Annotated in this window: 16 protein-coding genes; 8 read left to right on the top strand and 8 right to left on the bottom strand. The window is 72.3% G+C overall.

Translation table 11 applies throughout. The features are described 5' to 3' along the window. Nucleotides 1-14 precede the first annotated feature (14 nt). Nucleotides 15-2,570, bottom strand: coding sequence for an FxSxx-COOH system tetratricopeptide repeat protein (gene fxsT / locus HS041_RS21325; protein WP_230879167.1), 2,556 nt, complete (start codon nucleotides 2,568-2,570; stop codon nucleotides 15-17). Nucleotides 2,571-2,760: 190 nt separating this feature from the next. Here fxsT and HS041_RS21330 point away from each other — a divergent pair, with 190 nt between their 5' ends. The 3 genes from HS041_RS21330 (at nucleotide 2,761) to HS041_RS21340 (ending at nucleotide 6,029) form a co-directional block, all read left to right on the top strand. Beyond that, entirely contained in the window at nucleotides 2,761-2,928 is a 168-nt protein-coding gene (locus HS041_RS21330) for a hypothetical protein (RefSeq protein WP_196442403.1), read from the top strand. A gap of 366 nt (nucleotides 2,929-3,294) precedes the next feature. After that, the gene (locus HS041_RS21335) at nucleotides 3,295-4,014 is read left to right on the top strand and encodes an SIR2 family NAD-dependent protein deacylase (protein WP_196442404.1); all 720 of its coding nucleotides are present in this window, start codon (nucleotides 3,295-3,297) and stop codon (nucleotides 4,012-4,014) included. Then, nucleotides 4,011-6,029, top strand: a complete 2,019-nt coding sequence (locus HS041_RS21340) for a tetratricopeptide repeat protein (RefSeq protein WP_196442405.1) — start codon at nucleotides 4,011-4,013, stop codon at nucleotides 6,027-6,029. The genes HS041_RS21335 and HS041_RS21340 overlap by 4 nt, the downstream gene beginning before the upstream one ends. On the opposite strand, the gene HS041_RS21345 is transcribed toward HS041_RS21340, so the two are convergent. Both HS041_RS21345 and HS041_RS21350 read right to left on the bottom strand, forming a co-directional pair. Next, the gene (locus HS041_RS21345) at nucleotides 5,986-7,338 is read right to left on the bottom strand and encodes an MFS transporter (protein ID WP_255529982.1); all 1,353 of its coding nucleotides are present in this window, start codon (nucleotides 7,336-7,338) and stop codon (nucleotides 5,986-5,988) included. The two genes, HS041_RS21340 and HS041_RS21345, sit on opposite strands and share 44 nt — an antisense overlap. A 192-nt stretch (nucleotides 7,339-7,530) precedes the next feature. Beyond that, nucleotides 7,531-8,943 carry a dihydrolipoyl dehydrogenase family protein gene (locus HS041_RS21350; protein WP_196442407.1) on the bottom strand — a complete coding sequence of 471 codons (1,413 nt, stop codon included), beginning with the start codon at nucleotides 8,941-8,943 and terminating at the stop codon, nucleotides 7,531-7,533. Nucleotides 8,944-9,132: 189 nt separating this feature from the next. On the opposite strand from HS041_RS21350, the gene HS041_RS21355 reads away from it, so the two are divergent. Next, the gene (locus HS041_RS21355) at nucleotides 9,133-10,017 is read left to right on the top strand and encodes a DMT family transporter (RefSeq protein WP_196442408.1); all 885 of its coding nucleotides are present in this window, start codon (nucleotides 9,133-9,135) and stop codon (nucleotides 10,015-10,017) included. Nucleotides 10,018-10,146: 129 nt separating this feature from the next. Here the strand turns inward: HS041_RS21355 and HS041_RS21360 are convergent, their stop codons facing one another. After that, nucleotides 10,147-10,623 carry a low molecular weight protein-tyrosine-phosphatase gene (locus tag HS041_RS21360; RefSeq protein ID WP_196442409.1) on the bottom strand — a complete coding sequence of 159 codons (477 nt, stop codon included), beginning with the start codon at nucleotides 10,621-10,623 and terminating at the stop codon, nucleotides 10,147-10,149. A 43-nt stretch (nucleotides 10,624-10,666) separates the two neighbouring features. Beyond that, complete coding sequence (locus HS041_RS21365; protein ID WP_196442410.1) at nucleotides 10,667-11,611, bottom strand: GlxA family transcriptional regulator; 945 nt, start codon at nucleotides 11,609-11,611, stop codon at nucleotides 10,667-10,669. Nucleotides 11,612-11,683: 72 nt separating this feature from the next. Here HS041_RS21365 and HS041_RS21370 point away from each other — a divergent pair, with 72 nt between their 5' ends. Beyond that, nucleotides 11,684-12,574, top strand: coding sequence for a Rossmann-fold NAD(P)-binding domain-containing protein (locus tag HS041_RS21370; RefSeq protein WP_196442411.1), 891 nt, complete (start codon nucleotides 11,684-11,686; stop codon nucleotides 12,572-12,574). A gap of 195 nt (nucleotides 12,575-12,769) precedes the next feature. Here HS041_RS21370 and HS041_RS21375 read toward each other — a convergent pair whose 3' ends face one another. After that, complete coding sequence (locus HS041_RS21375) at nucleotides 12,770-13,333, bottom strand: TspO/MBR family protein (protein WP_196442412.1); 564 nt, start codon at nucleotides 13,331-13,333, stop codon at nucleotides 12,770-12,772. A 210-nt stretch (nucleotides 13,334-13,543) separates the two neighbouring features. Here HS041_RS21375 and HS041_RS21380 point away from each other — a divergent pair, with 210 nt between their 5' ends. Continuing rightward, the gene (locus HS041_RS21380) at nucleotides 13,544-14,869 is read left to right on the top strand and encodes a serine hydrolase domain-containing protein (protein ID WP_196442413.1); all 1,326 of its coding nucleotides are present in this window, start codon (nucleotides 13,544-13,546) and stop codon (nucleotides 14,867-14,869) included. An 82-nt stretch (nucleotides 14,870-14,951) separates the two neighbouring features. On the opposite strand, the gene HS041_RS21385 is transcribed toward HS041_RS21380, so the two are convergent. Next, entirely contained in the window at nucleotides 14,952-15,497 is a 546-nt protein-coding gene (locus tag HS041_RS21385; RefSeq protein ID WP_196442414.1) for a hypothetical protein, read from the bottom strand. A 219-nt stretch (nucleotides 15,498-15,716) separates the two neighbouring features. Between HS041_RS21385 and HS041_RS21390 the strand changes: the two genes are divergently transcribed. Together HS041_RS21390 and HS041_RS21395 are read left to right on the top strand one after the other, a co-directional pair. Further along, complete coding sequence (locus HS041_RS21390; RefSeq protein ID WP_196442415.1) at nucleotides 15,717-18,203, top strand: NACHT domain-containing protein; 2,487 nt, start codon at nucleotides 15,717-15,719, stop codon at nucleotides 18,201-18,203. A gap of 176 nt (nucleotides 18,204-18,379) precedes the next feature. After that, nucleotides 18,380-19,564: an alpha/beta hydrolase family protein gene (locus HS041_RS21395; RefSeq protein WP_196442416.1), complete on the top strand. Its 1,185-nt coding sequence runs from the start codon at nucleotides 18,380-18,382 to the stop codon at nucleotides 19,562-19,564. Nucleotides 19,565-19,631: 67 nt separating this feature from the next. Here the strand turns inward: HS041_RS21395 and menC are convergent, their stop codons facing one another. Beyond that, on the bottom strand, nucleotides 19,632-20,732 hold the full coding sequence (gene menC / locus HS041_RS21400) for an o-succinylbenzoate synthase (protein ID WP_196442417.1): 1,101 nt from the start codon (nucleotides 20,730-20,732) through the stop codon (nucleotides 19,632-19,634). Between the last annotated feature and the right edge of the window lie 106 nt (nucleotides 20,733-20,838).

Below are 20,838 nucleotides of genomic sequence, written 5' to 3' on the forward strand. Positions count from 1 at the left end.
GCGTCAGGGCCGGGTCAGGTCAGCGGCGGGTCGAAGTCGCAGTCGACGCGCCGCCCCTCGTGGACGGCGATGAGGTCGGGCGGGTCCGAGGTCGATGCCCCGGGTGGATCGAAACGGCTCACCGTGTCGGCGTGCAGCAGGTCGGCTTCCTTGTCCGCTCCCGCCGCCCGCATGTCGAGGACGAGGTTGGAGGCGCAGGCGAGCGTCAGGTGGTGGTCCGGGCCGAAGAGCTCGCGCAGCCTCTCGAGCGTGTCCTCGCCCAGTTCCCGCGCCGCGGCCGTCTCACCCAGGGCGGCGAGGTCCGTGGCGAGGTTGACGGCGCAGGTCAGCGTGTAGTGGTGGTTCCGGCTGACCTTGGCGATCAGTCGTTCCCTGGCCGCCCCGTTGATGGCTCTGGCCTCGGCGGCGTCACCGCGCAACCGGTGCAGGACCGCGAGGTTGCCCCGGCACGCGTGGGTGAAGGGGTGGTCGTCGCCGAACGCCCGGGGGTAGAGGGAGACGGCCTCGCTCGCGATTGCGAACGCCTCGTCGATCTCCCCGGCCGTGCGCAGGGTGTTGGAGACGTTGACGGCGGCGGCCATCGTATCCGGATGGTCGTCACCGAAGATCCGCTGGAGCCGGGCGTGCGTGTCGCGGGCGAGCTCCAGCGCCTCGGCGAGCTCGCCCGTCCGGCGCCGGGCGATGGACAGGTCCTTGGCCGTGAGCAGGGTCAGGTGGTGGTCGAGGGACAGTTCCTTGATGCCGTACTCGTGGGCCTCGTCGCCCAGGTCGCACGCCTCCGCGTAGTCGCAGCGCAGCCGCAGCACCTGCGCCAGCGCGTTCCACGACCGCAGTAGCGAGCTCTTGCTGATCAGATCCCCCGCGTCGACCTTTCCGAGGTATGCCTCCTGGTGCAGTTCCTGTGCCTTGGCGTAGTCACTGGTGAGGACGTGGTCGAGCGCGAGGTTGTACATGACGCGCAAGGTCGCCGGGCTGTCCGGTCCGAAGAGCCGCTGATGAGCTGTGAGGGACTCCTCGTCCAGGTCCCGCGCGGCAAGGAACTCGCCGTGGGATCGCAGGGAGCCTCCGTAGCCGTTGGCGGCCCAGAGGGTGTCGGGGTGCTCCCGGCCGAGGGTCTCCCGCATCTGCTGAAGGGTCTTGCGGCCGCTCTCGTAGTCCTCGGCGTACCGGCCGAGGCCGCGCAGGATGTTGCCTCGGTGCGTCCATGCCACCAGCACGTCCTTGTGGAGCGGACCGCTGGATTCGGTCCACTTGGCGATGAACCGTTCCAGGAAGTCGAGGGCGAGCTGGTAGTCACCCGCCTCGTAGAGGTGGCGGACGCTGTTGAGAGCGAACTCCCGGACCCGTGGGTCCTCGCTCTCGGCTACCCGGGCGGGGCCGATGTGGGCCAGCATCCCCTCGAAGTCGTCCCATTTGGCGGTGGTCTCCGATGTGGGCGCCGCACCTGCTAGCAGGAGATGGACTTCCGCGCGGGCCTTGTCCTGCTCGGCCTTCGGCAGGTCGTCTCGGAGCAGGGCTTGGACCAGGCGGTGGACCTGGATGGTACGGGTGTCGGGGTCGACCCGGGCCAGGGCGAAGCGTCGCAGCTCGCCCAGGGCCTTGCTCAGCATGATGGGGTCCGCCAGGATCGAGCCCAGCTGGAGGTCCGTGGCGTTCTTCTCCCGGGGGAGGGCCTTGTGGCCTTTGCGGAAGACGTCCCGGAGGATCGGTTCGGGGCCGAAGAAGGCGCAGCATCGCAAGACTTTGATCGCCTCGGGAAGACGGTCCTCCAGCAGAGAGACCGACACCCTCCACGCGGCGGTCATCGACATCGGGTACCCCGTGGCCCGGTTCATACCCAGCAGCCGGCCGGCCTCCCGGTCGAGCTGCTCGATGTACTCGTCGGTCGACATGCCGGTCTCGTACTGCAGCGCTCCGGCCTGCTCCAGCGCGAGGGGAAGGTCGCCGAGCTTCTCGGCGAGGCGGAAGGCCTCCTCCTCGGGGATGTTTCGCTTCAGGCGTTTCCTGAGGAACTCCATGCTCTCCTCGCGATCGAAAACGTCGACCTGGAGAGTCTCGAAGTGGTTCTCCCACTGGGGATTGCGCGAGGTGATGAGGACGTGGCCGGGTCCGCGCGGAATGAACTCCTCGATCTGACCCGGCTCTTCGGCGTTGTCGAAGATCAGCAGCCAGCGGTGGTACGGCTCGCCGCTCTGCAGTGTCCGGCGCACGGCCTCGGCCGCCTCCTCCACGCCCATGGCGGAGGCGGGAGGAAGCCCCAGGGCGGGCGCCATGCTCGCGAGCGCCGACGGCACCAGGACGCGCTGGTCCGAGGGGATCCACCAGACGAGGTCGTAGTGAGAGCGGTAGCGGTGGGCGTACTCGATGGCGAGGTGGGTCTTGCCGACACCGCCCAATCCCTGGAGTGCCTGAGGCTGGGGCACGACGGCGGTCACGGTGTTGATGCCCTGGCGTAGCTTGGCGAGGAGGTCTTCCCGGCCCGTGAAGCTCCTGTTGCGCGGAGGAACCTTCTCCCAGACCTCCGGCTGCCGTTCCGGCGCCGCGTGTGCCGTGCGTGAAAGCTCTGCCAATGTGGCCTCCGCCGTGTAATGCCGGAAAGCTCGTGAGGTCATCCTAGAGGTTGATTCGGGGGGCGCGGCATTACAGAATTGAACAAAAGTGCACCGGAGAGCTCCACCCCGTTGAAAGGGCGGCCGTTCCCCCTCCTTTCGGAGGACCGAAATCCGTACGGCCCGTGTGGCCGTGGCGCAAGGAGTGCAAATGCATGAAGGCGAGCCTCGAGCCGCCGCCCTCGTCGATCCGGGCGGACTGTCGCTGGCGGCCATCTCGGAGATCGACAGCGTGCCCCTGCGAAAGATTCTGGAGGAGTGGGTCGCCGCCCCGGGCAGGACTTCGGCGCCGTGCGCCAAGTTTGACAGCTCCATATAAGCGACCGTCCCGCCCTTCCGGTCGCGGTGCGGTGGAAATACGGTCGTGAAGGGGTCGCGTTCCTGCTCTGCGGCGGCGGGAAGTGCGCCGGATTCCGGCCCCGCCGCTGCCGGCCGTGCCGATGGGGACGTGCGGCGTCGGGTCCGTGATCCGTCCGGGCTCGCGAGAGGTGAGGTGGTGCCGTGCGTGCATGACATGGGAGAGGGTGAGTGGGAGCACCTTATTCACCAGTTGAGGACGGGAGACTGCACTCCGTTCCTGGGGTCCGGTGCCTGCGCGGGCACCCTTCCCACCGGGAGGAGTCTCAGCCGGCAGATGGCGGTCAGATGGGGTTACCCCTATAAAGACGATCATGATCTTCCCCGGGTGGCGCAGTTCGCGACGATGAAATACGGTGAGGCCGTATACGTGAAGAAGCAGGTTTGCGCGGAACTCGGGGTCGGCGGGCCTCCCGATTTCCTGGACCCGCTGGAACCTCACGGCCTGCTGGCCCGTTTTCCTGTGCCAGTCTATCTGACCACCAATTACGACGACTTCATCTTCAAGTCGCTGAAGGCGGTCGGCAAACAGCCGAACACGGCGCTGTGCCCGTGGAATGAGGGCATGGAGTACGACGAGGAACTGTTCGGAAGCGAGGCCGGCTGGAATCCTCACCGGGACGCGCCGCTCGTTTACCATCTGCACGGCAGTCTTCAGGATCCGAAGTCGATGGTTCTCGCCGAGGACGACTACCTGGAGTTCCTGACCAGCCTGGCCGCGGAGGGAGGAAGGACCGCTCCCAGAATGCTGCCTCCCGCGATCCTGGCCGCGCTCACGCAGCGTCCGCTGCTGTTCATCGGGTACAGCCTCCAGGACTGGACGTTCCGTGTCATGTTCGGTGCCCTGCTGAGGGCGGTCCCGGGAATCAACCGCCGCCGGAACGTGAGTGTTCAACTCGTCCCGACGCCCGACATCACGCGGGCGGAAATGCAGGAGATGCAGCGTCAGATCGCCAGATACTACGAACAATGGCGGATCTCCATCTTCTGGGGGACCGCGGCGGAGTTCTGCGCCGAACTGCGCCGGAGGATGGGAACGGTGCCATGATGAACCGGGACGACCTTCGCACCGAGTCTCAGGAGCAGCCGTATGTCGGGCTGAGAGCATTCCGCCGCAAGGACAGCGACAGGTTCTTCGGGCGAGCCAGGGAGTCCCGTGAGCTCGCCGATCTGTGGCAGGCCAACCGGCTGACCATCCTCTACGGGCCATCGGGCGCGGGCAAGACATCGCTGATCCACGCCGGAGTGCTGCCACTGCTCGACCCTGGGACCACCGACGTCCTCCCGATCGGTCGGGTCTCCCACGGCTCGGCTTTCCCCTCGGCCGCGCTCTCCCAGCACAACCCGCACGTGTTCGCCCTGCTGTCCTCCTGGGCGCCGGTGGAGACGCCCACCAGGCTCGCGGGCCTGACGCTCCGCGGGTTCCTGCAGGGGCGTCCCCGCCGCTACGACCCGTACGGCGATCCGGTTCTCACCCTCGTCGCGATCGACCAGGCCGAGGAGTTGTTCGGAGACTTCGCCCATCGCCAGCCGTACCGCGAGTGGTTCATCGGCCAGCTCGTCGACGCACTGGACGATGATCCGAACCTTCGCCTCCTGATCTCGATCCGGGAGGATTACCTGGCGGCGATCCTGCCCCACGAGCCCAAGCTCTCCGGAATGCCCAGGGGCCGCTTCCCCTTGGGCTTCCTGGACCCGGCCGCGGCGGTACGCGCCACCGAGGGACCTCTGGAGGACACGTGGCGCTCGTTCGCCCCCGGTGCCGCAGACGCCCTCGTTCAGGGGCTCCGGATGGTCCGGGTGGGCCGGATGCTCGGTCAGGAGGTGGTGGCCGACGCCAAAACGGTCGAGCCCGTCCACCTGCAGGTGGTCTGTTCGGCGATGTGGCGCTTCCTCCCCGCAGATGTGGAGGTCATCACCTCCGATCACGTGCGCCGCTTCGCCAACGCCGACCGGTCCCTCACCGACTTCTCCGAGCAGATGATCGGAGAAGTGGCCCACGCCCATTACGGTGATGACGCCGACAGACTGAGATCCTGGCTGCGGCGGAACTTCATCACCGACCTCGGCACGCGGGAGATCGTCTATCAGGGAGAGACCCTCACGGCCGGCGAGCCGAACTATGTGATCAGAGCGCTGGTGGAGCGCCACATTCTCCGCGAGGAGATCAAGGCCGGCACCCGGTGGTGCGAGCTCTCCCATGATCGTCTCATCCAGCCGATCACCCAGAACGACCGCACCACCGAACAGGTGGAGCGCTCGGACGGGCCGGAAGAATATCTGCGCGCTGCGGAGCTGGCTCTTCGAGACGGGGAGTTCGGGCTGGCCGCCAAGCACGCAGAGGAGGCGCTGGAGCGGTGCGGTGACAACACCCGGCTCCGTGCGGAGATCGAGTCCTTCATCGGAAACGTGGCACACCGGCGCGAGGACTACGAGAAGGCCGTCACGCACTACCGCACCGCCGCCGTCCTGTTCGAGACGCTGGGGGCCACCTCGGCCGTCGGCCGCCTGCTCGCCGGGATCGGCCGGTTGAGACTCGCCCAGGGGCGCCCCTCGGTCGCGGTCCGGGAACTGCTCTCCGCGATCCGCCGCGTTCCCAACGACGCCGCCATCCAGACCGAGCTCGCCTGGGCGCTCTGGCATGACGGCCATCCGGACGCGGCCCGGGACGTTCTCGACGATGTGCTGTCCAGGGAGGGAAACACCGCCGAGGCCCTGAGGGCACGTGGGGAGATCCTGGCCGTCACCGGGCAGGGGAACGCCGCCCTGCGCGATCTCGAGCGGATCCGGCCGCTGCAGTGGCCCTCCGCCCGAGCCGCGTATGCCCTCGCGCTGTCCCTGACCGCCCGGGCGGCCGAGGCGGAGCGGGAGATCGCGGAACTGCTGCCCGAGGCGGAGGACCATGGCCCGGCGCTGCTCTACGCGGCGAAGGTCAGAGAGGCCGCCGGTGACGGCGGCGCGGCGGCAGAACTGGCCCGCCAGGCGAGAGCGGCGCAGTCGCCGGCGCTACCGGCCCATCTCAGGGAGGAGGCGGATCGGATAGCCCGGACTCCTCCGGCCTGAGAAACGTCCAGGTTCCGGCCCGGGATCTCGGCACGACTCCCAGGCTTCTTCGTGCGGAGGGAATGGACGTCACGGCCGTCGCGATCACGGCCATCGCGGCGAACAGGAGCACGGCGGCCCTCTCGATGCCGAAGCCCGCGACGAGCAGGCCGCCGACGGGTGCCGCCGCGGCGATCGATCCGCGGGTGACGAGCCGAGACACGCTCGCCACCCGCGCCAGCTTGCGCGGGGCGATCCGATCGGCCTCGAACGTTCTGACGGTGACGTTGTTGAGAGCCCCGAAGAACCCCGTCAGCAGGGTCGCGAAACCGAAGAACACCGGCTGCCGACCGGCCGCGGCGATGAGGAGCGCGACCACCCACGCCCACATCTGGACGAACGGCATGTAGGGAGGAACCGCTATCCGCAGGGCCATGAAAGAGCCCAGAAGCCCTCCGAGCCCTCCGGCGGCCAGCACCGAACCGACGGCGAACGGGGACAGGCCGGCCGATCCCGTGAGGAACACCATGATCAATGCGTTGATCATGAGATTGGTGGTCGCGATGAGCGCCATCGAGATGTACAGGAAGGGATGGCGGGAGAGGATCCGCACGCCGTCTGTGATCTCCATGAGGATGTTGGGGCCGTGCCGGTACCGGGTGCCCTTGTCGTCCATACGCAGCAGGGAGCCGAAGGACAGGGCGAACAGCACCGTGTTCACCGCGAAGGGCACCGCCTGTCCCAGCCCGAGCAGCAGCCCGCCGAGCGGCCTGCCCGTCATGACTGCGATGTGGAAGCTGGTCTCGCTGCGCGCGAGTGCGCGGGGGAGCTGCTCGCGGGTGACGAGAGAGGGGATCAGGGTGGTCTCGGCCAGCGAGTGCAGCGCCCACATCGCGCCCTCCACCACGGCGGCCGCGGTGAGGTGGGCCATCGAGAGCGATCCGAGGGAAAGCGCGGCGAAGACGCTGATGACCGTGGTTCCGCGGACGGCCTCGGCGCACAGCATGGCCGACCTCGGTTTCAGCCGGCCTATCAGGGTGCCGGCCGGGATGTAGAACAGCACGCCGGGAACCGTCCAGGCGAACCCCACCCATCCCGCCGCGGCGGGGGAGTCCGTGATCGCCAGGGCGATCAGGGGATAGGACACTCCCAGGGTCCGGAACGCGATCATGGATAGCGCCGAGCCGGTCCAGAGCCGCCGGAAGTCCTTTACGTCGCGGATCCGGACACCGTGTTTCCTCCCCCGTGCCGGTTCCAATGCCTTTATATCCCCTGAGCTTGTTTCCGGTGTCGGAACACAGCTCACAACCGTCTGGGTCTCGCTGGCCATCAGGGCTGCCAAAGATTGGGCGGGCTAAGGGGAAAAATAAATACTGGAGTCCGATATGTCGGGACTCCAGTATTGGTGTCACGCTGTTTCGCCGCCAGCATAGCGGTGATCACTCCGGCGGGAGGACGTATCCCCGCTATCGGAATGATCACAACGGGAGACGAAGACTCCCAGGCCATCGGGGTGATCGCATCACAGGCCGTAGGTCTCCAGCAGGCGCAGCCAGATCTCGCTGACCGTGGGGAACGACGGCACCGCGTGCCAGAGCCGCTCCAGCGGCACCTCCGCCGTGACCGCGATCGTCGCCGCGTGCAGCAGCTCCGCTGCGCCCGGCCCGGCGAAGGTCACCCCCAGCAGGACCCGCCGCTCGGTGTCCACCACCGCCTTGGCCCGCCCCCTGTACCCGTCGCCCAGCAGGTAGGCCCCGGTCACCGAGCCCAGGTCGTACTCGACCGCGCGCACGCCGAACCCCTCCTCACGGGCCCGCGCCTCGGTGCGGCCGACCGCGCAGACCTGCGGGTCGGTGAAGACCACCTGCGGCGCGCCGTACCCGCCGGCCACGTCACGCAGCGCGGGCCGGCCGTCGTCCTCGCCCTTGGCCCGGGCCGCGATGACGTCCCCGCACACCCGTGCCTGGTACTTGCCCATGTGGGTGACCAGGTCGCGGCCGTTGACGTCGCCCACGGCGTACAGCCAGCCGCCCTCGACGCCGCTCGCGCGCATGCTGTCGTCGACCTCCACCGGCCGGTCGGCGGGCAGCCCGACGGTCTCCAGGCCCAGGCCGCCGGTGGCCGGGCGCCGGCCGGTGGCCACCAGCAGCTCGTCGGCCTCGACCGGCGCCCCCTCGGACAGGTGCACGGTGACCGGCCCGCCCGGTGCGGGCCGCTCCACCCGGACGACCTCGACCCCGGTGCGTACGGCGATGCCGGCGGCGGCGAACGACTCGGCCACCAGCTTCCCGGCGAACGGCTCCATGCGCTCCAGCAGGCCCCGGCCGCGGACCAGGACCGTGGTCTCGGCCGCGCCGAGGCCGTGCATGGCCTGGGCCATCTCGCACGCCACCACCCCGCCGCCGATCACCGCCAGCCGGCCGGGTACGGCCTTGGCGGCGGTGGCCTCGCGACTGCCCCACGGCGCGGCCTCGGCCAGGCCTGGGACCGGCGGGACCACCGCGCGGCTCCCGGTGGCCAGCACGACCGCGTGCCGGGCCGTCAGCGAGCGCTCGGAGCCGTCCGGCAGGGTCACCCGGACCCGCCGGGGGCCGTCCAGCCGGCCCCGCCCCCGCACGAACTCCGCGGGCAGCCCGCCGACCCACTCCACCTGACCCGCGTCGTCGAAGTGGGAGACGGCCTCGTCCCGCCGGGACAGCACGGCCTCGGCGTCGATCGGGCCGAGCGCCAGCCCGGGCACCCGGCGGGTCTCGGCGGCCAGTTCGACGGGGCGCAGCAGCGCCTTGCTGGGCACGCACGCCCAGTAGGAGCACTCGCCGCCCGCCAGGTTCTCCTCCACGACGGCCGCGCTCAGGCCCCCGCGTACGGCCCGGCCCGCCACGTTCTCCCCGGCCGGGCCGGCACCGATCACGATCACGTCGAACTCGTCCGACACCACTGCCTCCTTGGGGAGCGCCCCCGAAGATCCTGAACCGCAGGCTCCGTATCTTCCCCGCGGCACGCGTCCACCGCAACGCGCTCCGGCGGCCGGCCGGGGAACACCGGGCGCCCGGTCCCGGGCCACCAGAACGAGGTCCGAATAATTCGGTACGGACCGAAGATCCCGCCCCCTAGGGTTCGACACATGAACCAGGACATCTCAGTACGGGCCCGGGTCGATCGCCGGGCGCTCGCGGCGGCGGGGGTCACGGTGGTGTTGTGGGCGTCGGCCTTCGTCTCCATCCGGGGCGCCGCGCCGTACTTCTCACCCGGCCCGCTGGCCCTGGGGCGGCTGCTGGCGGGTTCGGCCGTCCTGGGGACCATCCTGCTGGCGCGGCGTGAGGGGTGGCCGCCGCGGGCGGCGTGGCCGGGGATCGCGGGTGCGGGGGTGCTCTGGTTCGGCCTCTACATGGTCGTGCTGAACTGGGGCGAGCAGGAGGTGGACGCGGGCACCGCGGCGATGGTCGTGAACGTCGGGCCGGTGCTGATCGCACTGCTGGGCGGCTGGCTGCTGAAGGAGGGGTTCCCCCGCAACCTGATGGCCGGGATGGCGGTCTCGTTCGCCGGAGCGGTCGTGGTGGGGGTCTCCATGTCGGGAGGCGGGCGGTCGTCGATCCTGGGCGTGCTGCTCTGCCTGCTCGCAGCCGTCTCGTACGCCGGAGGCGTCGTCTGCCAGAAGCCCGCGCTGCGGCACGCCTCGGCACTGCAGGTGACGACCTTCGGCTGCCTCGTCGGGACGGCGGCCTGCCTGCCGTTCGCCGGCGGACTGATCGAGCAGGTCGCCGCCGCCCCGCCGGCCGCGCTGCTGAACGTCGTCTACCTGGGGGTCTTCCCGACAGCCCTGGCCTTCACCACCTGGGCCTACGCGCTGGCCCGCACCACCGCGGGGAAGATGGGCGCCACCACCTACGTCGTCCCGGCCCTGGTGGTGCTGATGTCCTGGGCGGTGCTCGGAGAGGTACCCGGCTGGCTGACCTTCGCCGGCGGCCTGCTCTGCCTGGCCGGGGTGGCCGTCTCCCGCAGGAAGTGATCATCCGCTCGCCCCGCCCCGCCCCGCCCCGCCCGCCGGCCGGCGGGCGGATCCCGGCGCACCGCGGCCAGATCGCGGTCAGGGGAGAGCTCCTTCTGCTCCGGCTTGGCCCGTGACGGTGACGAGGGCTCAGGGACGGAGCTTGTCCGACAGGTGCTTGGCCAGGCCCTCGGACGCGGCCCGGACCATCTCCAGCACGTCGGCGAAGCCCTCGGGACCGCCGTAGTAGGGGTCGGGCACCTCGGCGCCCTCCGGCGCGGCCGGGTCGAACGACCGGAACAGCCGCACGTCGGCCCCCTCCGGGGCCAGGCGGCGCAGGGCCCGGAGGTTCTCCCGGTCCATCGCCAGCACCAGGTCCACCCGGCCGTACCACTCCTTGAGGAACTGCCTGGCCCGGTGCGCGGAGCCGTCGTAGCCGTGCTCGGCCAGCGTCGCGGCGGCCCGCTCGTCCATCGGGCCGCCCTGGTGCCAGCCGCCGGTGCCGGCGCTGTCGACCGTGACGAGCCCGTCCAGCCCGTGCTCGGCGAGCGTCCTGCGCAGCACGACCTCCGCCATGGGGGAGCGGCAGATGTTCCCCAGGCACACCACGCACACGCGATAACTCATGGATGAACTCATAGGTGCAAGCATGCCGCCCGCCGGCGGGCGGTCAGCGCCCCATCCGGGTGAAGCCGGCACGGTAGGCGGTCGGCGTGACCCCCAGCCGGGCGACCAGGTGCTTGCGCAGGGAGTCGGCGCTGCCCAGCCCGCTCCGCCAGGCGACCTGGTCCATCGGCAGGCCGGTGGTCTCCAGCAGCTCGCGCGCCCGGTCGATGCGCCGGTGCAGCAGCCACTGCAGCGGGCTGAGGCCGGTCTCGGCGTGGAAACGGCGGGTCAGGGTCCGCACGCTGGTGCCGGCATGCCCGGCCAGGTCCTTCAGGGCCAGCGGGCGGTCCAGCCGGCGCAGCGCCCACGCCCTCGTCTCGGCCAGCGAGGTGCCGCGCTCGGGCGGCAGCGGCGTCTCGATGAACTGGGCCTGGCCTCCCGGCCGCACCGGTGAGACGACCGCCGCCCTGGCCGCGGCGTTGGCGGTGGCCGCGCCGTAGTCGAGCCGCACCAGGTGCAGGCAGAGGTCGATGGCGGCGGCCGCTCCCGCCGAGGTCAGCACCTGGCCGTCGTCGACGTAGAGCACGTCGGGCCGCACGTCGACCGCGGGGTGGCGGGCGGCCAGCTCGGCGGCCAGGCCCCAGTGGGTGGTCGCGCGGCGGCCGTCCAGCAGGCCCGCCTCGGCCAGCACGAAGGCCCCGGTGCACAGCGACGCGATCCGCGCCCCGGCCGCCGCCGCCTCCCGCAGTGCCCGCAGCGCGTCGGGATGGGCCGGTCCGCCGCCGCTGCCCACCGCCATCACGGTGTCGGCCCCGCGCACCGCCTCCAGGCCGTGGGGGATGAGGATCTCGGGGCCGCCGACCGTGGCCGTCGCGCCCGGCTCGGCCGTGCACGTCCGGACCGCGTATCCGGGGGCGCCGTCGGCCTCGACGCTGAGGAAGACCATGTGCGGGATGGAGACGTCGAAGCTCATGACGGGCGGGACCACGACGAGGGCGACACGATGCATTGGCCAGATCCTCCGGATAGATGGCATTCAAGCCACTGCCCGCAGCCTAGACCCGGCGGGCAGGGTGAGGCCATGACCTTTCATGTGATCATCGGGGCCGGTGCGACCGCCTCCCGCACCGCTCTCCTGCTCGCCGGGGACGGCGAGCACGTCAGGATCGTCAGCAGGAAGGGCGGCGGGCCCGACCACCCGCTGGTCGAGAAGGTGGCCGCCGACGCCTCCGACGCCGACCGGCTGACCGTGCTGCTGGAGGGGGCGGCCACGCTGTTCACCTGCGCGGCGCCGCCGTACCACCGCTGGCCCCAGGAGTTCCCCGCACTGGCGGCCGGACTGCTGACCGCCGTGCTGCGCACCGGCGTGCCCTACGTCATGCTGGGCAACCTGTACGCCTACGGCCCGGTGGAGGGCCCGATCGGGCCGGGGCTGCCGCTGCTGGCCACCGGGCCGAAGGGCCGCATCAGGGCGCGCCTGTGGGAGGAGGCCGCGGCCTCGGGCGCGCGGGTCACCGAGGTGCGGGCCGGACAGTTCTACGGGGCCGGTGCGGTGTCGGTCTTCACCCTCATGGTGCAGCCGAAGGTACTGGCGGGCGCGCTCGCCCTGGTGCCGCAGGAACTGGACCTGCCGCACAGCTACTCATCCGTCGGCGACACGGCCCGCACGCTCATCGCCGCGAGCCGCGACGAGCGGGCCTGGGGGCGGGCCTGGCACGCGCCGGTCGTCACGCCCTCGGTCCGCGAGCTGGCGGTCCGGCTGGCCGAGCGGGCCGGTGCGCCCGCACCCCGGCTGGAGGAGCTGACCGAGCGCGACCTGGCGCTGCTCGCTCTGACCGACCCGTTCTGGGCGGAGCTCGACGAGGTGCTGGAGGCGCCGGGCGTGCCGTACGTCTCCGACTTCTCCGAGACCGAGAAGGTCCTCGGGGTCGGGGCCACCCCGGTGGAGGAGGTGCTCGCCGAGCTCTTCTGAGCGCAGGAGCCCGGCCCCGGAACGGCGGCGGGGCCGGGCGGCCGGCGGGCGGTCGGCGGGCGGTGCGTCGCCGGTGGCGCCGGTGCCCCCGGCGCGCGGTGACCGCCACGGCGGACTCCGCCTCGGAGGCCGCGCCGGCCTTGAGGAACCGGCCCTGGCGCGTCGGCCCGGTGACGGTGGGGCCTGCTCCGAGGGTCATGCGGGGGATCGGCCGTCCCCGGAGTTGAGCCGGACGATCGCGGTGTTGAGGGCGGTGGCGAACAGCGTCCACGCCCCGTAGGGGAGCAGGGCGGCGCCGGCGGTCCTGTCGGTGTCCCAGGCCTGCTTGATCAGGACGGCGTTCGAGGCGTTGAGCGCGGAGATCTCGGCGAGCGCGAGTCTGGGGGAGCGCGCCCGGAAGAAGGCCAGGGTCCACCCGGCGTTGAGCACCAGGTTGGCCGTGAGCTGGGCGGTGAACGCCTGGCGGGCGGCGCCCTGCCGGCGGTCCAGGACGCGGGCGGCCCCCAGGGCGATCAGTCCGTACAGCGGGGTCCACACGAGCCCGAACGCCTGGGGCGGCGGCTGCCAGGCCGGTTTGCGCAGCCGCCGGTACCATCCGGACGCGGTCGTGGTGGCCGCGCTCCCGGCGACGGCCGCCGCGGTCACGGCGAGCAGCGTCCTCGTGAGCGTCTTCGGCCGGGCTCCCGTGGCGGACTCCACGATAGCCCGCACGCCGGTGCCGCCCTCCGCCCGTTTCGTGGTCGAACTCCTCATTCCCATGGCCGGCCCATACCCCGACCCGCGAAGGTATGCCCGCGGCCGGCCGCCCCGGTGGTTCTCCGCCGGGGCGGCCGGCCTGCGCCCGCCGTACCCCCGTGCCCGCCGGGGCGGCCGCGACCGGCCCGGGATCCGGCTTTCGAGGGGGTTCCCTTCCCGGCCTCTGCCGTGGATCATCGCTCCAACGGGCGGGGCCGGGGAGAGGAGCATCGTGTGGCTGGAGCAACGGATCCCGGACGGTGGGCGCGACGGCTCGCCGAGCTGATCGCCGAGTTCGAGGTACCCGGGGCGAACCTGGCCTTCCTGCACGAGGGACGGGTGCACGAGTTCGCCGCCGGCGTGCTCAGCACCGGCACCGGGGTCGAGGTCACCACGGACTCGCTCTTCCAGATCGGGTCGGTCACCAAGGTGTGGACCGCGACCCAGATCATGCTCCTGGCGGAGCAGGGAAGGCTCACCCTCGACACCCCGGTCATCGAGATCCTGCCCGAGTTCCGGCTCGCCGACGCCGGACTGGCCGGGACGGTCACGGTACGGCACCTGCTCTCGCACACCTCCGGCATCGACGGGGACCTGTTCCTCGACACCGGCCGCGGCGACGACTGCCTGGAGAGGTACGTCGCGGCCTGTGCGGACCTCGCCCGCAACCACCCGCTCGGCGTCACCCAGTCCTACGGCAACTCCGGCTTCGTCATCGCCGGGCGGATCGTCGAGCGGCTGACCGGGCAGGTGTGGGACGCCGCACTGCGCGAGCAGATCATCGAGCCGCTCGGCCTGACCCACACCTGGACCCTGCCCGAGGACGTCATCCGCTTCCGCGCCGCCACCGGCCACTTCGACGGCGTCCCCAGCCCGGTCTGGGGCCTCATGCGCTCCTGCGGCCCGGCCGGGCTGATCTGCTCGCGCCCCGCCGACGTCGTCGCCTTCGCCCGCGCCCACTTCGGCACGGAGCTGCTCGCCGCCCCGGAGGCGATGCGGGAACCGCAGGTGGACATCCCCAATCCCTACACCCTGGGCAGGCAGTGGGGGATCGGATGGGTCCTGGACGAGTGGGACGGCAAGCGGATCGTCTCCCACGGCGGTAACACCATCGGCCAGGCCGCCATGCTCTGGGCGGTGCCGGACAGCGGGACCGCGGCGTGCGTGCTGGCCAACGGCGGCCGCACCGCCGCCTTCCAGCACGCCCTGGCCACCGAGCTCTTCGACGAATTGCTCGGCCTGGCCGTGCCGCCGCCGCTGGGACCGCCCGAGTCGCCCGTGGAGGTGGACGTCGAGCGGTACGCCGGTGTCTACGAGCGGACCGGGAACCGGGTGACGCTGACCGTCCGCGACGGGCGGCTGCTGCTGCACAGCGCGGCCACGGGGACCCTCGCCGGGCTCCGCCCGCCTCTGGAGTTCGAGCTCGTCCCGGTCGACGAGACCACCTTCGTCGGGCGTCCGGACGGCGATCCCCACTGGATCCCCGTGGTCTTCTACACGCTCGCCGACGGCTCGCCGTACGTGCACTTCGGCGTCCGGGCCACACCCAGGGTCGCGTGAGCGGACATCCGCTCACGCGACCCTGGGTGCGGCCGCCCCGGCATCCGGGAAGGGCCGCAGCCCGGGGCGGCCGGTCCCGTCCTCAGCGCGGTTCCGGGAGCCGCTCGTGTACGGCGGCGCCGAGCAGGGCGAAGCACACGCCCCAGCCGGCGATGGCGAGCACGGCGGCGACCGGCCCGAACGCGGCCAGGGACGGGATGAGGACGACGAAGACGTACAGGCCCGCGATGAGCGGGACGAAACGCCCGGCGCCCGGGCGGTGGCCGCGGCGCACGGTGGCCGCGCCCGCCACGAGCAGGCCGAGCCCGGCCACCGGCGTGACGATCGCGAAGACCGTGCCCGCCGCGTCCGCCGACACGAGGGCCGTCAGTTCGGCGGGAACGAACGCGGCCACCGCCATGGCGGTCGTCCATAGGCCCATCCTGCCGGCCGCGGAGGGCACGGCCTGCGGCGACCGCGCCAGCAGGAAGAACCCGGCGGCCTGGGGCACGTGCATGAGAGCCAGGAACACCGTCCACCAGACGGGTGAGCGGGTGTCGAACCCGAGCGGGGGGACCAGCGCCCCGCAGACGCCGGCCGCGGCCTGTAGCAGGCCGCCGATGATGAGCCAGGGAGCCGGATGCTTCATGGGGAGTCCTTTCCTCGGTGGCCGCCGGCGAGGCGTCGCCCGCGGCCGGTGTGCGACCGAGGCTGGGTGTCCGGGCGGGTGTCCGGCAACGGACCCGGACGGTTCGTCCGAGCGGACTGCCGAGCCGCAGGTGGTGACTTATGCTTCAGGGCGCGGGAGGTGTCCGGCGCCGCCGGACACCCGGGGGGTCGGCAGCGCGGCAAGGGCGAGGTGCTCGGAGTGCTCGACGATTCGGATCCCCGGCTGCCGTTCGCGCGGCGGCTGCGGGCGTTGAAGGACGCCGCCGCGGTCTCGGTCCGGGATCTGGAGTCGGCCAGCGCCCGGACGCCCCGCCGCCGTACCGGGCAGCCCCCGCTGCGGCTGAAACGCAGCACGATCGCCGGAATGATCAGTGAGACCCGTCCCGTACGGCCGGAGCAGGAGCATGTCGAGGTCTTCGTCGACACCTGCCTGCGCATCGCCGGCGAGTCCGGCCGGCCACTGCCCGCCGAGCTGAGCGAGCCCCAGGCCTGGGACACGGCCTACCGGGAACTGCTGGTACGGCTGGCCGGACTGCGAAGCGACAGGCGGCAGGCCGGCGAGGCGGCCAGGCGGCTGCAGTCCCCCGATCCTCCGGCGACCGGGACGGGGACGTCGTCCGTCTCCGCGCCGGAGCCGTCACCCCGATCGACTCGGCCGGAGCGGTCCCGCAGGACCGGTCCCACGGCACCGGCGGCGGATGCCGTGGCGGACGCCGGAGAGGTGCTGGCCGGGCTGGTCGACCAGCAGTGGCGCGCAGAGGCGAGGCTCCGGTCGCTGGCCGACCCCGACCCCATCCCGGTGCGCTGGCGGCTGACCGGCGACGATCGGCTGATGGACCATCCGGCCAACCTCACTCCCGATCCGTCTCCGCTGACCGCGTCGAGCGGCGACATCGCCGCGCTGGCCGGCCGGTTCCGTGCGATGGGCCGCCGGCGCCTGGTGATCCTGGGCGGGCCGGGCACGGGCAAGACCACCCTGGCGGTCCAGCTGCTGCTGGAACTGCTGGCCACCCGCCGCGACCATGCGGAAGAGCCGGTGCCCGTGCTGCTGCCGGTCGCCGACTGGGACACCGCGGCCTTCCCACTGCTGCAGGATTGGCTGGCGGCGCGGCTCGCCCAGGACTATCCGGCGCTGCGCGCCACGGGCCTGGGCTCCGAGGCGCCCGTGATCCTGGCCGCCCGCGGACATGTCCTACCGGTGCTGGACGGGCTGGACGAGCTCCCCGCGGCGGCCCGGGTCACCGTCATCGCCGCGCTCAACCGCTCACTCGGCGCGACCGACCAGCTCGTCGTGACCGCCCGGACCCATGACTACCGCGGCGCCGTTGAGCGCGGCGGCGACGTGCTCACCTCGGCGGTGGTCCTGGAACCCGATCCGCTGGACCCCGCCGCGGCCGCCGGATACCTGCGACGTTGCCTTCCCGTCCGGCCGGGACCGGCCTGGGAGAGGATCCTCACCGGCCTGGCCGCCGCTCCCGCCGCCGAGGCGGGTCCCATCGGCGCGCTGGCCGGGGTCGCCGCGACCCCGCTCGGGTTGTGGCTGCTGCGCGCCGTCTACGTCGCTCCGGACGCCGATCCGGCGGCCCTGCTCGACCCGGTACGGTTCCCCGGCCCCGAGGCGCTCCGCGCCCATCTGCTCGACCGGCTCGTCGCAGCGCTGATCGAGACCCGTCCGCCCAGCCGCCATCCGGGCGACGTATTCCGGCCGCGCCGCCGCCACGACCCCGACCGGGTACGGTACGTGCTCGGCTACCTGGCCCACCACCTCACCCACCCGCGCAACGCCGACGGCACGCCCCGTACGCGTGACCTGGCCTGGTGGCGGCTGGCCGGCACCACCCGCGCCGTCACCCTCATGGTCCGGCTCGCGCTGGGCCTCGTCGTCGCGCTCACGATCGCGGCGGTCTCTCTGATCGCGACCGGTCTCGCCCAGGGGTTCACGCCGTTCCCGGTCCACGGCCTGGCCTACGGGCTGGCCTTCGGGCTCACCGCCGGCCTCGTGATCGCGCACTCGGCGCGCTCCTGGGCGCGGCAGCCGCCGGGCTTCGCCGACCTCCGGCCGCGAGGACGCCGGTCCGGACCCTCGTTCAGGCCGGTGCGCGGGCTGCTCTCCGGCTTCGGCGCCGGGCTGGCGATGGTGGTCATGATGTGGCTGACGGTCGATTCCATCGTCGACGTCCTCGTCGCCGGGATCTGTTCCGGGCTGGCGGTCGGCCTGGCCCACGGCTTCGCGGCGGGGTTCGCCGCATGGGCCGAGGCCCCGTCCCCGGAGGGGCGGGCCGGCACGCCTCTGGCCAGCTGGCGTGCGGACCGGACCCTCAACCTCGTACGTGCCGCCACCGTCGGCTCCACCGGCGCGCTGATGGGCGGCCTGGCGAGCGGGCTCGCAGCCGGGTTCACCGAGACCCCCGCCTTCGGCCTGGCGGTCGGGCTGGTCTACGCTCTCACCTTCGGCGTGACCGCAGGGCTCGTGGCCGGGCGTCACCACGCCTGGACGGCCTATCTGATCGCCACCGCCCGCCTCGCCCTGACCGTCGGACTCCCCCGGGAACTGATGTCCTTCCTGGACGACGCCCACCGCCTCGGCCTGCTCCGTGCGGTCGGCCCGGTCTACCAGTTCCGGCACGCCGAACTCCAGGACCATCTGGCCGCGGTGCCGTCGGCCCCGCCTGCGGGCGGGCGATGAGAGGAGGGACCCGCCCGGTGCGGCCTCCCGCCACGGGCTGAGGGGCACCGCCTTTCGTCGTGGTCCGCGTGGCGTGCGACTGCGACCACCGGCGTAGGGGTTCCTGCGGAAGTCGTATCCGCCGAGTGCCTTTTCGGCCGAGGTGCGCGCGGCCGGGTGCCGCGAGGATGATCCGCATGTCACGATCAGTACTTCGCGGTGCTCTGGCCGCATCTGTCGCATCTGCCGTCCTCGTTGCTCCCGTCACCGCTCTTGCCGCGACCGGGGCGCCGCCCGCGCCCGCCGCGGGCGCTCCCGCCACCGCACCGGATCCGGCCGGTGCGCTCGCCCTGCCCCGGCCGACGGGACCGCACGCGGTGGGCGTGACGACGCTGCACCTGGTGGACGGCTCCCGCCCCGACCCGTGGGTGCCCGAGCAGAAGGCCCGGGAGCTCATGGTCTCGATCTGGTACCCCGCCAGGACCGGCAAGGAGGGGACGGCGCCGTACATGACCGTGAAGGAGGCGGAGCTGCTGCTGCAGGGGCAGGGCGCCGGCGTGCCCGGGGAGTCGCTGAGCCGGACGCGGACCAACGCGGTCGCCGACGCCGCGCCGCTCGGGCGTCGTCGCGGACTGCCCCTCGTCGTGCTCTCACCCGGCTTCGGCATGCCCCGCAGCTCGCTGACGGCGCTGGCGGAGGATCTGGCGAGCCGGGGTTACGCGGTCGTGGGCGTCGACCACACGCACGAGGCCGCCACGACCTTCCCGGGAGGGCGCACCGAGACCTGTGTCTCCTGCGCCTCGCAGAACGAGCCCGGATTCGGCGAGAAGAGTGCCCGGACCCGTGCGGCGGACGTCTCCTTCGTCCTCGACCGGCTGACCGGGAAGAAGCCGGCCTGGAAGCACGCCGGCCTGATCGACCGGTCCCGGATCGGCATGGCCGGCCACTCCGTCGGCGGCAACAGCGCCACGCACACCATGCTCACCGACTCCCGGGTGCGCGCCGGGATCAACATGGACGGCACCTTCTGGATCCCGATCCCGGACAAGGGGCTCGGCAAGCCGTTCCTGCTGCTGGGCGCCGGACGGACCGAGCCGGGCGTGGGCGACCCCACCTGGACCCGGGACTGGCAGCGCATGACCGGCTGGCGGCGCTGGGCCGCGGTCGGGACCGCGGGCCACGGATCCTTCACCGACTACGCGCCGCTGCTGGCCGACCGGCTCGGCGACAAGGAGATGTTCGGCACCCTCTCCGGGACGCGCTCGCTGGAGATCACCCGCACGTACGCCGGCGCCTTCTTCGACCTCCACCTGCGCGGGCGCGCACAGCCGCTGTTCGACGGGCCCGCCAAGCGCTACCCCGAGGTCACCGTCCTGAAGTGACCCGGCCGGCGGACCGGCGTTCCGCGTCCTGAGGGGGCGGGGGAGAGCCCGTGCCGGGGGGACGGTGTCACAGGGCGATCCACTCGGTGGAGACGGTGACCTCGTCCAGGATCTCCGGGACGGGCTCCACGCCGAGGCCGGGGCCGGTCGGGACGGGCAGGTGCCCGCCGTCCAGGACGAACGGCGGCGTGATGTCGGTGGCGTAGTAGCGGCCCGAGCCGGAGGTGTCGCCGGGCAGGGTGAAGCCGGGCAGCGCGGCCAGGGCGACGTTGGCGGCGCGGCCGAGGCCGGTCTCCAGCATGCCGCCGCACCAGACGGCCACGCCGTGCGCCCGGCACAGATCGTGGATGCGGCGGGCCTCCAGGTAGCCGCCGACGCGGCCGGGCTTGACGTTGACGATGGCGCAGGCGCCCAGGGAGATCGCGGCGGCGGCGTGCGCGGCGGACTCGATCGACTCGTCCAGGCAGATCGGCGTGCGCAGCAGCTTCGCCAGCCGGGCGTGCTGGACCAGGTCGTCGTCGGCCAGGGGTTGCTCGATCAGCAGCAGCCCGAAGGCGTCCAGCCGGGCGAGGTGGTGGGCGTCGGAGAGGCGGTAGGCGGCGTTGGCGTCGACCTGGAGCAGCAGGTCGTCGCCGAAGCGCTCGCGCACCGCTCGAACCGGGGCGACGTCCCAGCCCGGTTCGATCTTCAGCTTGATCCGCACGTAGCCCTCCTCGACGTAACCGGCGACGGCGTCGAGGAGCTCGGGGACGGAGTTCATGATGCCGACCGAGACGCCGCACGGGACGCGGTCGCGGGCGGCGCCGAGGAAGGACCCGAACGACTCGCCGGCGGCGCGGAGCCGGGCGTCCAGGACGGCGGTCTCCAGGGCTGCCTTGGCCATCCGGTGGCCCTTGAACGGCTCCATCGCCCGGCCGGCGGCGTGGGCGTCGGCGTGCCGGGGGAGGGCGGGGACGAGGAAGCGGCGCAGGGCCTGGGCGGCCCCGTCGGCGTACTCGGAGGAGTAGCGGGGTTCGGCCATGGCCACGCACTCGCCCCAGCCCTCGGCCCCGGGGGTGACGACCCGGACCAGCAGCACGTCGCGGGCCGTCTCGGTCCCGAACGAGGTGCGGAACGGTGCGACCAGCGGCATCGTGATCCGCCGCAGCTCGACTCCGGTGATCTCCATCGAATCTCCTTGACGGTGGGGTCCCGGGTCTCGGCCGCGGGGAGGAGTCCGGCACGACTCCTCGCGGTGCGGGGAGAGGGACGGTGCGGGAAGAGGGGTGCGGGGA

This window comes from Planomonospora sp. ID67723, from assembly GCF_015711605.1.
In the GTDB taxonomy this organism is placed as follows: Bacteria; Actinomycetota; Actinomycetes; order Streptosporangiales; family Streptosporangiaceae; genus Planomonospora_A.